13 protein-coding genes are annotated in these 15,371 nt (G+C 63.4%); 9 read left to right on the forward strand and 4 right to left on the reverse strand.

The annotated features are described in order from the left end of the window. Window positions 1–480: 480 nt before the first annotated feature. Both AC3WJM_RS04420 and AC3WJM_RS04425 read right to left on the reverse strand, forming a co-directional pair. The gene (locus AC3WJM_RS04420; RefSeq protein ID WP_307052570.1) at window positions 481–1,581 is read right to left on the reverse strand and encodes an ATP-binding protein; all 1,101 of its coding nucleotides are present in this window, start codon (window positions 1,579–1,581) and stop codon (window positions 481–483) included. Window positions 1,582–1,910: 329 nt separating this feature from the next. Beyond that, a complete protein-coding gene (locus tag AC3WJM_RS04425) occupies window positions 1,911–2,351 on the reverse strand; it encodes a VOC family protein (protein WP_059387432.1) in 441 nt (146 codons plus the stop codon). A 215-nt stretch (window positions 2,352–2,566) separates the two neighbouring features. Here AC3WJM_RS04425 and AC3WJM_RS04430 point away from each other — a divergent pair, with 215 nt between their 5' ends. Continuing rightward, window positions 2,567–3,703, forward strand: coding sequence for an App1 family protein phosphatidate phosphatase (locus AC3WJM_RS04430; RefSeq protein WP_492271264.1), 1,137 nt, complete (start codon window positions 2,567–2,569; stop codon window positions 3,701–3,703). A 151-nt stretch (window positions 3,704–3,854) separates the two neighbouring features. Next, window positions 3,855–4,499: an NADPH-dependent F420 reductase gene (locus AC3WJM_RS04435; RefSeq protein ID WP_172465468.1), complete on the forward strand. Its 645-nt coding sequence runs from the start codon at window positions 3,855–3,857 to the stop codon at window positions 4,497–4,499. Between the two features lie 85 nt (window positions 4,500–4,584). Here AC3WJM_RS04435 and AC3WJM_RS04440 read toward each other — a convergent pair whose 3' ends face one another. After that, window positions 4,585–6,096: a GntT/GntP/DsdX family permease gene (locus AC3WJM_RS04440; RefSeq protein ID WP_441432546.1), complete on the reverse strand. Its 1,512-nt coding sequence runs from the start codon at window positions 6,094–6,096 to the stop codon at window positions 4,585–4,587. After that, window positions 6,093–6,656, reverse strand: coding sequence for a gluconokinase (locus tag AC3WJM_RS04445; protein WP_492271265.1), 564 nt, complete (start codon window positions 6,654–6,656; stop codon window positions 6,093–6,095). The genes AC3WJM_RS04440 and AC3WJM_RS04445 overlap by 4 nt, the downstream gene beginning before the upstream one ends. A 370-nt stretch (window positions 6,657–7,026) precedes the next feature. Here AC3WJM_RS04445 and AC3WJM_RS04450 point away from each other — a divergent pair, with 370 nt between their 5' ends. From AC3WJM_RS04450 to AC3WJM_RS04480, 7 genes are all read left to right on the forward strand, one after another. Next, complete coding sequence (locus AC3WJM_RS04450; RefSeq protein WP_307052533.1) at window positions 7,027–7,872, forward strand: sugar phosphate isomerase/epimerase family protein; 846 nt, start codon at window positions 7,027–7,029, stop codon at window positions 7,870–7,872. Between the two features lie 42 nt (window positions 7,873–7,914). Beyond that, window positions 7,915–8,922 carry a Gfo/Idh/MocA family protein gene (locus tag AC3WJM_RS04455; RefSeq protein ID WP_307052534.1) on the forward strand — a complete coding sequence of 336 codons (1,008 nt, stop codon included), beginning with the start codon at window positions 7,915–7,917 and terminating at the stop codon, window positions 8,920–8,922. A gap of 41 nt (window positions 8,923–8,963) precedes the next feature. After that, window positions 8,964–9,824 carry a sugar phosphate isomerase/epimerase family protein gene (locus tag AC3WJM_RS04460; protein ID WP_492271266.1) on the forward strand — a complete coding sequence of 287 codons (861 nt, stop codon included), beginning with the start codon at window positions 8,964–8,966 and terminating at the stop codon, window positions 9,822–9,824. Between the two features lie 24 nt (window positions 9,825–9,848). Continuing rightward, entirely contained in the window at window positions 9,849–11,015 is a 1,167-nt protein-coding gene (locus AC3WJM_RS04465) for a Gfo/Idh/MocA family protein (protein ID WP_441437635.1), read from the forward strand. 101 nt (window positions 11,016–11,116) lie between these two features. Then, complete coding sequence (locus AC3WJM_RS04470) at window positions 11,117–12,163, forward strand: LacI family DNA-binding transcriptional regulator (protein WP_284991360.1); 1,047 nt, start codon at window positions 11,117–11,119, stop codon at window positions 12,161–12,163. Between the two features lie 89 nt (window positions 12,164–12,252). Further along, on the forward strand, window positions 12,253–13,659 hold the full coding sequence (uxaC, locus tag AC3WJM_RS04475) for a glucuronate isomerase (protein WP_059387439.1): 1,407 nt from the start codon (window positions 12,253–12,255) through the stop codon (window positions 13,657–13,659). An 86-nt stretch (window positions 13,660–13,745) separates the two neighbouring features. Next, window positions 13,746–15,068 (forward strand): mannitol dehydrogenase family protein, encoded by a 1,323-nt coding sequence (locus tag AC3WJM_RS04480; protein WP_492271307.1) that lies wholly within the window; start codon window positions 13,746–13,748, stop codon window positions 15,066–15,068. Window positions 15,069–15,371 lie beyond the last annotated feature (303 nt).

Here is a 15,371-nt window from a genome sequence, read left to right on the forward strand (position 1 = left end):
TTGCCAACTACATCGCCCGATCACTCCTCGAAACCGGCGGATTCAGACCGCGATTACACCCTCAAATGCGATGAGCCCGTTTACCCCACGGAAACGATGAAAACCGCTGACATGTCACGGACTGTGCACCGCATGAAAATCCCCTAGATTTAGCGGATTTTCAAGACAACACAAGCCGTTGGCAACCAACGAAATATGCCCTCCCCTGAGAAGAGGTCAGGGGTTCGAATCCCCTTAGCTCCACAGTGAAGGCCCTTTGACCTGCGGAAACGTGGGGGTGAGGGCCTTTTTTGCGTCGAAAATGGGGCCAACCCGACGGCCATATCCTCCCGGCCCCGGCACCACAGCGAGAACCTGTTTAACGCTCTCGGTCATGCCGTTTGCGGGAGAGCGCCTCCGCAAACTCGAGCGGGTCTGAGCCCCGCTTGCTGGAAGTCTCTGCCGGGTGGGTGGAGGAGGTCCGTCGCCGACCGGCAGCGGTCAGTGTGGCTGATTTTTGCGGAGGTATTCCCGCAGTCCGGGGATGGCGAAGTCGGTTTTTCCGTGGCCGGTTGATTCGATGAGGCCTGCGGCGAGGAGTCTGGTCCGGTATTTGGCCACGAGAGTGGGCCGTGAACCGGTCCGCCGGACGATGTCCCCGGCCGTGGAGGGTCCATCGTCGATGGCCATTGCGTGCAGGATCTCCTGGTCTTTGGCGGATGCCGCGGCGAGGGCGGCTTCAATGACGACGCGTTCGTTGCGTCGGATGGCGGCGGCAATTGCCCGGTCGACGGCGGCGGAGGAGAGGCCGCCGTTGTTATTCTCGGCCTCGCGCCAGAGGAAGTAGCCGACCAGTTGGATGAGGAAGGGGTAGCCTCCGGTGGTTGTCGCTGCCTTGTGCACCAGGTCCGGGTCGATGGTGATCCCGGCGGCGGCGAAGGTTTCCGTGAAGGATGTCTCGACATCGCGTACCGCGGCGGCATGGAGATCGATCTTGTCGGCTCTGCGAAGGAATGTTGCCACGCCCTCGTTCAGGAGATCCGATACGGCAGAGGGAAGGCCTGCAAAGATCAGTGCGATGGGCAGCCGGTCTTGGATGAAGTGCTGGACGTTGGCCGCCAGCTGGGCCAGTTCGGCTCGGTCGGCGGCATGGATCTCGTCGACGGTGATGAGGAGCCCGGTCCCGCGTTCGTCGAGAAGCTTCAGGAGTGTTTCCCCCAGTTCCCACCAGTCCACCTGGCGTTCGGGCGAAAGTTGGGACGTGACACTGAACCCGGCAATCGAAATCCCTGTGATACGACGGCGGGATTCGGGTTGGTCGTCAAGCTCCTGGATGAGTCGGCGCATCTTTTCGCCGATCCGACCCATGAAGGTTCCGGTCGCGGTCTCGGCCACCACTGCCCATCCGTGCTCCTGGGCAAGGTCATGGGCAGCTCCCAGCATGACCGTCTTGCCGATGCCGCGGGCACCGGTGAAGATGGACAGGAGTCCAGGGGCTCCGGAACCGAGCTGAAGGCCATATTCGAATTCATCCAGGAGTCCGGAGCGGCCGATGACTTCCGGTGGGGTGGCTCCGGCCGTAGGCCGGAACGGGTTGTCCATGTTGAGCACGCCACGTTCCTCAGGTGAATTTGGGTGAATTTGGTGAATTTGGGTATCCGGGTGAATTTGGTGAACTTTTTGCCATGATACTCGTGTTCCTCGGATCCGAGCCACTGAGGGGACCATCGGGGGTAGACGATCTGCGTCGGAAGGACGGCGCCGAAGATGAAGATGCAGCATTCGCGCGTTTGGAGAGGGCAACCTTTGGAAGACAATAAAATATGCCCTCCCCTAAGAAGAGGTCAGGAGTTCGAATCTCCTTAGCTCCACAGTGAAGGCCCTTTGACCTGCGGAAACGTTGGGTGGGAGGGCCTTGCTCGTGCCGATCCTTAGCTCATCCGCTCAGCCAGGGACACAATGATCCCCTCTGGACCTCGAACGTACGCCATGCGCCAGGCTCCCTCGTACTGGCCGATGCCACCGACCAACCCGTACCCCTCCGAAGCCAACCGGTCGACCCTCGCTTGAAGATCGTCGACTTCGAAAGACAAGCTGCGCAGCCCAAGTTCGTTGGCCATGGCGGCGGGCGATCCCGGCTGCGGATCTGGCCTGACGAAGCTGGATAGCTCCACCCCGGTTCCTCCGCCTGGTGTCCGCAACATGACGATCTCGGTGCGGGAGTCCGGGATCGCTGTGACCGTATCAATGAACTCGCCCTCCACAAAGGTCCGGCCCTCGATCTCGAGCCCGAGTCCCACGAAGAACGCCGCCACGTGGTCGAGGTCCTGAACAGTGACGCCGACGTGGTCGAACCGCATGATGCGCGACATGAGAAAAACCTCCAAGTGTTCGTTTGCACGGTCCAGGACGGAGCCTACCGGGGACTTTACGGCGGATTCACGTTGGGAGAAAGAGTCCGGCGCGCGGCTGGCACGGTGTACGGGCAGGGATCCAGGTCGGCGGCCCGGCTCCGTGTGCGCAAACCAGCGGATTGGCCGGCACGGCCCGTGCGTAGGCTTGGGGAGCGCCATGTCAGACTGGACGCATGTGTCCCCTCCCTGTGAAGCCGCGCGCTCTGTCCAACAGCGTTGAGAGCGTGGGCCCGACGTCGTCGAGCGGCGCAGGCAGCCATCTGGCCCTGAGGATCGACGATGCCTGGCTCAGGTTCCAGACGCGTCTCGCGATCCGGCGCGGTCGGGTGGAGACCGTCATCCCTTACACCGGTTACGGCACCACCTCATGGGTCCGGGTTTTGGCGCGCATTGTCCGCAGTGAACCACGGGACGGCGGGAGCGGCGCCCAGGCAGGTACGCTCAAACCGCTGAAAGATGGCATGCGCGGTTGGCGCAATTTCACGAGCGCGCCCGTGGCACATGCCACCGTGCGGGTGACGATTGCGGGCATCGACCACGACGTCGAAGCCGACCGCGGAGGTGTCGTCGACGCCCAAATCCCGGCAGCCCTCGACGTCGGCTGGCATACGATCACCGTGCAATCCGGCGGATCCAGGATCGTGGAAGCCCCTGTGCAAATCGTCGCGGACGACGCAGACTTCGGTGTCGTCTCCGACATTGACGATACCGTGATGGTCACGGCGCTGCCCCGACCATTCCTAGCCGCCTGGAACACCTTCGTACTCGACGAACACGCGAGGACCCCGACGCCGGGCATGGCTGTGCTGTACGAGCGGATCGTGAGGACGGCGCCGTCGGCCCCCGTGGTGTACCTGTCGACCGGAGCGTGGAACGTCGCTCCGACACTGTCACGCTTCCTGTCCCGCAATTTATATCCCGCCGGTCCCAAGCTCCTGACCGACTGGGGTCCCACCCCGGACCACTGGTTCCGCAGCGGACAGGAGCACAAGAGGAGTTCGTTGGAACGTCTCGCCGCGGAGTTCCCCGGCATCAAGTGGTTGCTGGTAGGCGACGACGGACAGCACGACGAAGCGATCTACGCCGAGTTCGCCCAACGCCATCCGCAGAACGTCAGGGCAATCGCGATCCGCCAGCTTTCCGTCGGGGAAGCGGTGCTCGCGGGCGGGCGGTCAAAGTCCGCGGCTCAGCCCACGCCGGGGATTCCCTGGATTTACTCTCCGGACGGTGCAGGGATGTCGGCCCAGCTCGAGCAGCTGGGCATCATCCGGCGCAGCGTCCGGCCCGCAGACGTGCCCGAGACGCCGTAGGCCCGCAGCTGACCGACGTCGGATCCCCGCCCGGTGAGAACAGCAGAGGGTGCCGCCTCATCTCGCAGACAAGCAGCCTATGGTTGGCAATTTGCGCCGCGCGTACGATCAGAACAGGGCAATTCTCGATAACCATGATCTGGAGGTTGACGTGACAACTGCAATTATTGGAACCGGCAACATCGGGTCCAGTGTCGCCCGCCATCTTGTTCAAGGCGGCGAGCCGGTGGTCTTGGCGGCCCGCGATCAATCCCATGCTGAATCGTTGGCCGCTGAGCTCGGTGCATTGGCGAGTTCGGCGAGCGTCGGCGATGCCGTGTCACAGGCTGAAGCTGTCGTGATGGCCGTGTGGCTGGACACCGAGAAGGAACTCATCTCCCAACTGTCAGACGCCCTGGTCGGCAAGGTCGTCATCGACCCGACCAACCCGATCGGGCCTGATGGCCACGGCGGCTACACCACGACGCTGCCGGAGGGCCAATCAGCAGCATCGATCGTGGCAGACCTTCTCCCTGATGGCGCGCATTTCGTGAAGGCCTTCGGCACATTGGGTGCCGACGCGCTGGGTTCGGCAGCCAACCGGCCATCCGGGCGGGCAGTTCTGTTTTACGCAACCGACGACGACGCTGCGGCCGAAACGGTGGAGCGGCTCATTCGTGTCGCTGGCTTTGACCCGGTCAAAGCCGGCGGAATCGAGGCGGCCGGCAGGCTCGAGTTGATGCGAGGCGATCTTCACCAGAATGGCGGGCTTGGTGGAAGGCTTTTGAACGCCGATGAGGCGCGTGCCTCCCTCTAGAGCAGATCGCGGCGGCGGGACGAAGCGAAGGCCCTCCGAACTGCGGAATCGCAGGTTCGGAGAGCCTTCGTTGTGCCGGTCCTGACTAGACGAAAACGGATAGCAGCAGCGTGAATCCGAATCCGACGACGGAAATTATCGTTTCCATGACTGACCAGGTCTTGATCGTCTGGCCTACCGTCAGTCCGAAGTATTCCTTGACCAGCCAGAAGCCGGCGTCATTGACATGGGAGAAGAACAGCGATCCGGCACCGATGGCGAGCACAACCAGCGCCAGCTGAGCCGGGGACAAGCCGGTTGCCAGCGGTGCGATGATTCCTGCGGCCGTCACTGTGGCAACAGTCGCCGAGCCGGTGGCAAGACGAATCAGCACTGCGATGATCCAACCCAGCACCAGTGCCGACAGGCTGGCAGCGACCGCGATCTTGGCGATCGCGGTTCCGGTGCCGCCGTCGACGAGTACTTGTTTGAAGCCGCCGCCCGCGCCGACGATAAGCATGACCCCGACGATCGGCAACAGGCTCTCGCCGATCTTCTTCGTCAGAATGGAGGCTGAGAAGCCGACCCTCGTACCGAAAGTCACCATTGCCAAAAGCACCGCCACGAGCAGGGCAAAGACCGGGTCGCCGATGAAGTCCAGCAGAGGCCGGAGCGGCGCGTTCTTGTCCATCCAAATGTCTGCCCCGGCTTTGATCAGCATGAGCACCAACGGTGACAGCAGGGTCACCAAGGTCCAGCCAAAGGACGGGCTGCGCGTTGCTTGTGGATCCTGCGCCTTGCCGACGGGCGCGTCGCCGCGCGAACTGGCGGCCTTCGCGCCGGGGCCTTGCGATCTGGCCGTCTCGGCGTTCTCGCCGGCTCCAACGGTAACGGCGAGGCCAGCGCCTGCGGCTCCGATCGGCACGATCCGTGCGGCGAGACGACCAAAGAGGGGACCAGCGATGATCACGGTCGGAATGGCTATGAGTAGTCCAAACGCGAGGGTCACACCGACATTGGCGTGCAGGATGCCGATCGCGGCCAACGGGCCCGGGTGCGGCGGGATGAAACCGTGGAGGACCGACAAACCGGCCAAGGCCGGAATGCCAAGACGCATTGCCGGGCCCTTGGAGCGGTGCACAGCGAGCATCACCACGGGAATGAGCAGCACGAGCCCGATCTCGAAGAACATGGGTATGCCGATGATGCCGGCGATGAGCGCCATCTTCCAGGGCAGCGTTGCAGGCCGGCCATGGAGGAGCGTGTCCACGATCTTGTCCGCGCCGCCGGAATCAGCCAGCAGCTTGCCCAGCATGGCTCCCAAGGCGATGAGCACACCCACGTAGCCCAGCACGCCGCCGACGCCATTTTCGTAGGAGGTTGTCACCTTGTCCAAGGAAATGCCCGAAGCAATGCCGACGAAGAGGGCGCCGATGCTCAATGCCAGGAAAGCATGCATCTTTGCCCAGACGATCAGCAAGACGACTATCGCGATGCCGATGGCCGCCACAACAAGTACTTGGGTGTCGTGGCCGGTCCAAGGTTGATGCATCGCATCCGTAGTGGCGTCCGTGGCTACCCCGGCGAGGGGCCTGCTGAGGATGGAGATTCCGTTCATGGTTCTCGTCCTGTTCCGCTCGGCCGCAGGCCGAACTTGTCCATGATTTGTTGGGCAATCACTCCTGGAGCCGGGCCAACGTCGATCCGGATTCCGGGCTCACCCGGAGACAGCTCTTCAAGATCCGCGAACTGACTCCCCAACATACTGGCGGGCATGAAATGGCCGTGGCGTTCGGCCAGCCGTGCGCTGATAGTCTCGGGCGTCCCGGACAGAAAAACGAAGACGACGCCTGAACCTCGGCGATTAATAATGCTTCGATAGGACCGTTTGAGCGCCGAACACGTGATGACGCCGTTTTCCCCGTGATCCAGCCTCTGGTCGACCCACTCGGCGACCTTCTCCAGCCAGGGATATCTGTCCTCATCCGTAAGCGGATGCCCCGCTGCCATCTTGTCGATGTTTGTTTGGGGATGCAAGGCATCCCCTTCCTCGAAGGCCCAGCCAAGCCGCCCCGCCAGGAGTGCGGCAACCGTGGATTTCCCTGAGCCGGAAACACCCATGACAACCAGCACAACGGGTTCGGACAGAGGGGTCGTCGCCATGTCCAGAGGGTCCATGGAGCCCATCTTGGCAGCACGTGGGCCTCAGTGCCATAGGGAATCGCAGTGGATCTCCTGGCGGCCGGGCCCCGGGGGCGCAGGCCTGACGACGGCTCATTCGGGGCGTTGTACGATCTCGGACAGAAGCGGCAAGGCCCGGTCAAGCCCGACACCAGGAAAGCTCGAGGGGATACGGACACCGCTTCCGGGAAAAAACCAGGCGTCCCGTTTTTAGTCCGGCCGATGCGCATCCACAAGTTGCCAATATTTGGCAATCGGTTGTCAATCCGACACCAAGGTGGCTAGACTCGAGGCGAACGCATGCCCGTGAACTACGATTTGGTGCCATTTGTCGCCATGCGGGCGAACGGATCCAAAGGAGAATTCCGTGACTGAAACCAATGCCGTGTGGAGCCTGTCCGGTTTCGGCGACGAAGTGGATCCCGATCCCGCCGTCCAGGCCGCAGTCCTGCTGGCGCTCGGTGCCGGCCATATCGAAGTGCGCAGCGCGTGGGGCACCAACGTTTCGGAGCTCGAACCGGAAGAGGTCGGGCGGCTCAAGGCGATCCTGGACGCGAAGGGCCTGAAGGTTTCCGCGGTCGCGAGCCCCATCGGCAAGGTTGACGTCGGTGTTCCGGTGGAACATGAGCTCGCCCGGCTGCGCCAGATCATTTCGGTGGCCAAGGTGCTCGACACCAAATACATCCGCATCTTCTCCTTCTACCGGGCCGAAGGGCAGAGCCCGGAGGACATCCGCGACTCAGTCATGGAGCGCCTGACCGCACTTAGCAACGAGGCGGCAGCGTCCGGCGTCGTCCTCCTGCACGAAAACGAAAAGGGCATCTACGGCGACACGCCCGAGCGCGTCCTGGACATCATGGAGACTGTCGATTCACCCGCGCTGCGCGTTGCCTGGGACAGCGCCAACTTTGTCCAGGTGGGCGTCAAGCCGTACACCGAGGCTTATGCGGTGCTGCGCCCCTACTTGGAGTACTTCCAGATCAAGGATGCAATCAGCGGGACAGGTGAAGTGGTGCCTGCAGGCGAAGGCGACGGCGAATTGGACGCCACTATTGCCGCGCTCAAGGCCGATGGCTTTGCCGGCTTCGTTTCGCTCGAACCCCACCTTGCAAGCACACACGAATTGGGCGGATTCTCCGGACCCGTCGCCTTCGGCGCCGCAGCGCGCGCCTTTGCGGCACTCGCAGCCAAGAACGGTGTTGCCCTCGCCTGAGGGCCTGTAGGTTCAAAGGAAAACATCTTTCGAGGGAGAAGAATGCCTACAGCAGCAGTCATCGGTTGCGGCGATGTATCGAGTGTGCACCTCGGAGCAATCGCCAAAATGGACGACGTTGAACTCGTGGCGGTCTGCGACACCGACGCCGGTCGCCTCCAGGCGGCAACGGCCGCCTACGGTGTGCCGGGTTACGAGGACTACCTGGAGATGCTCGAATCGGTGAGGCCCGACGTCGTGCATATCTGCACTCCGCACCACCTGCATGCTTCGCTGGCCGCGGAGTGCCTTGAGCGCGGAGTCAGCGTGATCGTCGAGAAGCCGCTCGCCCACACCCTTGAAGAGGGGCGACGGCTGGTCGAGGCGGCTGAACGGAGCACCGCAAAGATCGCCGTATGTTTCCAGAACCGCTACAACGCGACGTCCCAGGCCATGCGGAGACTGCTCGACGACGGCGGGCTGGGCCAGGTTCTCGGCGCCTCGGCAACCGTGATGTGGCACCGGACGGCCGAGTACTACCGTGACAGGCCGTGGCGCGGTACCTGGGCCGAAGGAGGCGGCGGCCTCATGATGAACCAGGCCATCCACACGGTGGACCTGCTCCAGTGGCTGGTAGGCGACGTGACCAAGGTGGAGGGCCACGCCTCCACGCGCTCGCTTGGCGGCGTGATCGAGGTGGAGGATACGGCGGAATTCATCGCCGGGCACGCAAACGGTGCCACCAGCGTCTTCTACGCCACCTTGGCCAATGCCACCAACGCACCGGTGACGCTGGACATCGTGACCGAAAAGGCCACGCTCAGCCTCCGGGGCGACCTTGTTGTCAGCTATGCCGACGGCACCGTGGAAACCATCGCGGAACGTGCCTTGGAATCGGGTGGGCGCGCGTATTGGGGCGTATCCCACGAACTCCTGATCAAGGATTTCTATGCCAAGCTCGGGGATCCTGCTCCCTTCTGGATCAGCCCCGCGGAAGCCGAAAAATCACTCAGGATCGTCAAAGACATCTACGCCCAAAGCTACCCGGACATTTCCGGGCAAGTGGGCTAACCACGCGGCCCATAAAGGCCCGGAACCAACGGAGGACAAAAGTGGCAAAAATCGGCGTACAGGCAATGATGCTGAAGGGCAGTTTTGCCGAAGACGGGGCGTTTGAAACGCTCCGCAAGGTCAGTGCGATAGGGTACAACGCCGTCGAGATTTCGCAGATCCCGATGACGCCGGAAAACGTTGCCGAACTGGACCGCTCCCGGAGCGAACTCGGCATGGACATCGCGGCGCTTTCGGTCGCCATGGAGACGCCCAAGGGCATGCCCGGCGACTCGCTCAAGGACCACTTCGACAAGATCGTTGACGACGCAAAGCGGCTCAACACCCACCTCCTGCGGATTGGCATGATGCCGTTCCCGGCCATGAAGTCGATCGACGCCGTGGTGGACTTCGCGAAGCAAGCCAACGAATACGCCGAAAACCTCCGGGAACACGGCATCGGCTTGTACTACCACAACCACCACATCGAGTTCGCGAAGTTCGACGGCACATACATGCTGGACATCATTGCCGAAAACTCCCCGGCCATGGGCATGGAGATCGACGTGCACTGGGTGCAGCGCGGCGGCCTGGATCCCGTCCGGACCCTAGCCAAATACGCCGGACGCACGGCCATGGTGCACCTGAAGGACTACCGGATAGGGGAGTTGCCGGAATCGGCCTTCGGGCTCCTGGAAACGGGGGACCTCGCGGGCTTCATGGCCGAGTTTAAGAACGTGGTCCAGTTTGCCGAAGTGGGCGAAGGCAACCTTGACTTCCCGTCCATCATTCCCGCGGCCCAGGCTGCCGGCGCGGAGTACTTGCTCGTGGAGCAGGACGAGCTCTATGGCCGAACGGTGTGGGAAGCCCTGCAGACTTCATACGACAACCTGGTGGCCATGGGTCACGCCGACCTCTTCTAATCCCACTACAACGGAGATCTACTCATGAGCAAGAAAGTACGCCTTGGCATCATCGGCCTGGGCCAGCAGGGCGGCACGTACGCCAAGTTCATCACTGACGGATTGGTTCCGAACATGGTGATCGGCGCTATCTGCGACACCGATCCTGCAAAGAAGGAACTGGCAGCCTCCCGGTACCCAGGTGCGCCGTTCTACGACGACTACATCGCGATGCTGGAAAGCGGCGACGTCGATGCGATCGTCACGTGCGTGCCCCACTACCTGCACCCGGAAATGGGCATCGAATCGCTCAAGCGCAACATCCACGCCCTCGTCGAGAAGCCCGCTGGTGTCTACACCAAGCAAGTCAAGCGGCTCAATGAGTTCGCGGCTTCCAAGCCCGAGCTTTCCTTCGGGATCATGTTCAACCAGCGCAACAACCCCCTGTACAAGAAGCTCAAGGAGATCGTAGACAACGGCGAGATCGGGGCCATCCGGCGCACCAACTGGATCATCACCAACTGGTGGCGCCCGCAGGGCTACTACAACTCCAGCGAATGGCGCGCTACGTGGGGCGGCGAAGGCGGCGGCGTCCTGGTCAACCAGGCACCCCACCAGCTCGACCTGTGGCAGTGGATCTGCGGCGTGCCGAAGTCCGTCTACTCCAAGGTGGCGTACGGATTCCGCCGGGACATCGCCGTGGAAGACGAGGTCACCGCCGTCGTGGATTACGGCAACGGTGCCACCGGAGTTTTCGTCACGGCCACGCACGACCTTGTGGGCACGGACCGCTTCGAGATCCTGGGTGACCAGGGCAAGATCGTGGTGGAAAACAGCAAGACCGCCACGGTCACACGCCTGGTCAAACCCGAGCGCGAACTCAGCGACGGCATGGACATGGACGATGTCCGCAAGCTCTTCATGGGCGAATTGAAAGCCGAGGACTACTACACCACCGAGGTGATCGAGTTCGAGTCGGCCTGGGGCGGCCAACACGCCGGCGTCCTGGAGAACTTCGCGGCCAACATCCTCGACGGCACTCCGTTGTTGGCGCCCGGCTCGGACGGCATCAAAGGCGTCCGCCTGGCCAACGCCATCCACCTGTCGAGCTGGACCGGCAAGGAAGTCTCCCTGGACTTCGACGAGGAGGAGTACATGCGCGAGCTCAACAAGCGCATCAGCGAAGAAGGCAAGTTCGCCGAGCGCTCCTAGCTCGCAGGGCGCGTGAGTAGGGCACTTAAGCAGGGCGGTCGCCGGCCGAATGGTTTGGCAACCGTCCTGCTTTTGTTGCCAAGCCAGATTACGATTGAGCCGTGACTGAAGCGACGAACTCCGGAGCAGTAACTTCCCCCGCCAAGCGCGGACGCGGGGAGAAATCCTCGCCCACCATCTACGACATCGCGAGGCTCGCGGGAGTCAACCCTTCCACGGTTTCGCGCGCGCTGAGCAAACCGGGCAGGGTCAGTGCCAAGACCCAGAAAATCATCGAGGATGCCGCCGAGCAGCTGAATTACCAGGTGAACCCCTTCGCCCGGGCGCTTCCCACCGGACGTACCCAGACGATCGGACTCATCGTCGCGGATATCACCAACCCGACGTTCTTCGACATTATCCGCGGTGCGGAAACCACCGGGTCGGCCCGGGACTACACCCTGGTGTTGGCCGAGTCTGCGGAGTCGCCTGACACCGAACTGATTGCGGCCCGCAGGATGTTGGGCACGGTGGACGGCCTCATTCTGGCGAGCCCCCGCATGGACGACGAAAAGATCCGGGCTTTGGCTGCGGACAAGCCGGTAGTCGTGATCAATCGCGAAATAGAGGGTGTGCCGTGCGTAGTCCCGGACGTCAACAAGGGGATTGGCCAGGCCGTGCGGAGCCTAGCCGCCAACGGCCACCAGCAGCTCGCCTATGTTGCGGGGCCGCCGCAGTCCTGGATGTCGCGCCGCCGCTGGGAAGGCGTCCAAGCTGCCTGCGATTGGTACAAGTTGGGAGCCGTCCGCTTGGAATCGTCCAAGCCAACGGTCGACGGCGGCCGCCAAGTAGCGCGCGACGTCCTGGCGAGCGGCGCGACGGCGGTAATCACCTACAACGATCTCCTTGCCATAGGCCTCATGCAGGAGCTCCAGGCCGCCGGCATGCACGTTCCGGACCAGATCAGCATCGTAGGCTTCGACGACATCTTCGGGGCAGACTTCACGACGCCGGCGCTTACCACCGTGAGGTCGCCGCTGGGGGAGTGCGGTTCCCGCGCTGCCGCCCTCCTGCTGGACATGTTGCTAGGCCAGGAAGGGCCCGCGGAAGCCGTCCGGGTGGACACGGAGCTCGTGGTGCGCGGTTCCAGCGGGCGGCTGATCGCGTAGTTTCAAGTGATCTTCGGTGGAAGATGCAACGCGGTGGCAATAGTTGGCAACCGGTTGACAGATTGATTCTTCCGGCCGAAAATTGACCTATGTCACAGTCGATCGCAGCCAATCCTGACCGGCTCCTGCCCGCGGATCCCGGGACGCGCAGCATTGCGCGCTCCCTACTGGAGCGCGTCCAGGACCTGCCCATCATCTCTCCGCACGGCCACGTTGACGCCGCCGTCATCGAGCACAACACGCCGTTCCCCGATCCGGCCGCGCTCCTGGTCAGCCCGGACCACTACGTCACCAGGCTGATCCACGCCAGCGGAGTCCCCATGGACAAGTTGCTCTCGGGAGGCGCCAACGCGTCCGAATCGCGGGAGATCTGGCGGACGTTCGTCCAGGCGTGGCCCCTCTTCGAAGGCACGGCGTCTGGGTACTGGCTGCGCACGCAGTTCGACAGCGTGTTCAAGCTCGGCGCGGACCTTGGCGAGATGTCCGCAGATGCCAGCTATGACGCCATTGCCGCCAAGCTCGTGGAGCCCGATTTCCGTCCCCGCCAGCTCTTCAAGGACTTCAACATCGAGGTCCTGGCCACCACGGACGATCCCCTGGACAGTCTCGCCAGCCACAAGGCGATCGCCGAGGACCCCTCCTTCAACGGCCGCGTGCTGCCGACCTTCCGTCCGGATGCCTACCTGAACATCGCGCACCCGGCATGGGGTGCCAACGTCGAGCGGCTTGTCGATTCCGCCGCCGACGGCGCTAGCGGCTACACCGGCTACATCAAAGCCCTGGAAAACCGCCGTCGTTATTTCGTGGACCACGGCGCGGTCTCCGCGGACCACGGCGTCCTCACCCCGGCGACGCTCAAGCTGGACCGGGCCGAAGCCGAGCGGATCTTCGAACTGGCGCGTGCCGGCAAGGCCACGGCCGAGGACCGCAACACGTTCGAAGCCCACATGATGTACCAGATGGCCAGGATGTCGGTGGAAGACGGTTTGGTCATGACCATCCACCCGGGTTCCTTCCGCAACCACCACCAGCCCACCTTCGCGGCCTACGGAGCGGACACTGGACACGACATCCCGTTCGCCACCAACTACACCGAAGCCATCCGCCCCCTGCTCCAGGACTTCGGCACGGCCAAGGACTTCCACTTGGTGCTGTTCACCCTCGACGAGACCGTGTTTTCCCGCGAGCTGGCGCCCCTGGCAGGGTTCTACCCCTCCGTGTACCTCGGCGCTCCCTGGTGGTTCCTCGATGCACCGGACGCCATGCTGCGGTTCCGCTCCGCCGTCACCGAGACCACCGGCTTCTCCCGGTCATCGGGGTTCATCGACGACACCCGCGCGTTCTGCTCGATCCCGGCCCGGCACGACGCTTCCCGCCGGATCGAAGCATCCTTCCTTGCGCGCCTCGTCGCCGAACATCGTGTCAGCGAGGACCGAGCCCACGAAATCATCGTCGACGTCGTCGACTCCTCACCCCGAAGGGTCTTCAAGCTGTGAGCAACGAACCCGAGCGAACTGCGGAGCTTCCCCGCTTGAGCCGCTCCGTCAGGCCCATCGCCAAGGCCCCGGTACGCATTGTGCACATGGGACTGGGGGCCTTCCACCGCTCCCACCAGGCGTGGTACACCCAGCATGCAGGCGACGCGGCCGAGTGGGGCATTGCCTCCTTCACGGGCCGCCGCCCGGATGCCGCGGAGGTGCTGTCCGCACAGGACGGCTTGTACACCGTGGTGGAACGCTCAGACGCCGGTGATTCCTTCGAGGTTGTTGGCAGCATCGTCGAAGCTGTTGACGGTGCCGACATCGAGCGTTTTGTCGAGCTTGTCTCGGCGCCGCTGACCTCGCTCATCACGCTCACCATCACCGAAGCCGCCTACCGGCTCGGGGCCGACGGCAAGCTGGACAACCAGGCGCCCGACGTCGTCGCGGACCTCGCCGTGCTCGCTGGCGGTTCTGCTTCCGGCAAGCCGACGACGCCGCTGGGGCGGCTCGTGCTGGGCCTCGCCGCACGGCGCGACGGCGACGGCGGACCCCTCGCCGTCGTCTGCTGCGACAACCTTTCCAACAACGGGACCGTTGCCAGAAAAGCCGTGATGGGGATGGCCAAGGCGTTCGACGCCGGACTCGCCGCTTGGATCGACGCCAACGTCAGTTTTGTCAGCACTTCCGTTGACCGCATCACGCCGCGGACAACGGAAGCCGATATCGACGCCGTCGCCGCCGCCTGCGGATACCGCGACGAATCGCCCGTGGTCGCCGAGCCGTTCCTCAACTGGGTCCTGAGCGGGGACTTTCCCGCTGGGCGACCGCACTGGGAGGACGCGGGTGCCGTTTTCGTGGACGAGATCGAGCCGTACGAGAACCGCAAGCTGTGGCTCCTCAATGGCGCCCACTCGCTGCTCGCCTATGCCGGGCAGCTGCGTGGACACAAGACAGTGGCCGAAGCCCTCGCTGATGATTCCTGCCGACGGGCCGTGGAGGACTTTTGGGACGAGGCCGCCTCCAACCTGCCTGGTGAGGACTTGCGAATCCACGAGTACCGGGCCGCCCTGCTGGAACGCTTCGGGAACTCCCGGATCGCCCACCACCTGGCCCAGATCGCCATGGACGGCAGCACCAAGCTGCGCATGCGGGCAGTGCCTGTGCTCCGCGCCGAGCGCGCAGCCGGCCGCAGCGGCCAGGCCGCTGCGCGGATGATCGCGGCCTGGACCGCCTACACTGCCACGGCAACAGGTCTCCAAGACCCGCAGGCGGCAGGGATCGCCGCCGCGAACCTCCTCACTGGCCGTGCCCGGCTCGAGGCTTTGCTCGGCCTCGTGGATCCGGACTTGGTTGAAGACAGGGCGATCGTGGACCTTGTTGAGGGTTTGGCCGAGTCCTTCGCGGCTGCCGGCAACCTCAGCTAATCCGACAGGCACTTTCAACGGCGCCCGTTGCCTTCCCCGTGAAGGCGACGGGCGCCGTCGTCGTTGGCCCGGTATATGTGAGCGGGCGTTCGCCGGAGACGGGTCATATGTGAGCGGGCGTTCGCCGAAGACGGGTCATATGTGAGCGCGCGTTCGCCGGAACTGACGCTCGCTCGGATATGTGGCACTTTCCCCTGACGCTCGCTCATCTTTGACGGCCTTTTCGGCATCGCTCGCTCACATCTTGAATGTGCCCAGAAGGTGGAAAGTTTCTATGGAAACATTTGGCAACCGCTTGCCGAA

Source organism: Arthrobacter sp. FW306-1B-G06A (assembly GCF_058781765.1).

Coding starts and splice junctions, on each gene's coding strand:
- AC3WJM_RS04420 (WP_307052570.1), bottom strand. CDS start 1,581: ATGGACAACCCGTTCCGGCCTACGGCCGGAGCCACCCCACCGGAAGTC.
- AC3WJM_RS04425 (WP_059387432.1), bottom strand. CDS start 2,351: ATGTCGCGCATCATGCGGTTCGACCACGTCGGCGTCACTGTTCAGGAC.
- AC3WJM_RS04430 (WP_492271264.1), top strand. CDS start 2,567: ATGTGTCCCCTCCCTGTGAAGCCGCGCGCTCTGTCCAACAGCGTTGAG.
- AC3WJM_RS04440 (WP_441432546.1), bottom strand. CDS start 6,096: ATGAACGGAATCTCCATCCTCAGCAGGCCCCTCGCCGGGGTAGCCACG.
- AC3WJM_RS04445 (WP_492271265.1), bottom strand. CDS start 6,656: ATGGACCCTCTGGACATGGCGACGACCCCTCTGTCCGAACCCGTTGTG.
- AC3WJM_RS04455 (WP_307052534.1), top strand. CDS start 7,915: ATGCCTACAGCAGCAGTCATCGGTTGCGGCGATGTATCGAGTGTGCAC.
- AC3WJM_RS04465 (WP_441437635.1), top strand. CDS start 9,849: ATGAGCAAGAAAGTACGCCTTGGCATCATCGGCCTGGGCCAGCAGGGC.
- uxaC (WP_059387439.1), top strand. CDS start 12,253: ATGTCACAGTCGATCGCAGCCAATCCTGACCGGCTCCTGCCCGCGGAT.
- AC3WJM_RS04480 (WP_492271307.1), top strand. CDS start 13,746: ATGGGACTGGGGGCCTTCCACCGCTCCCACCAGGCGTGGTACACCCAG.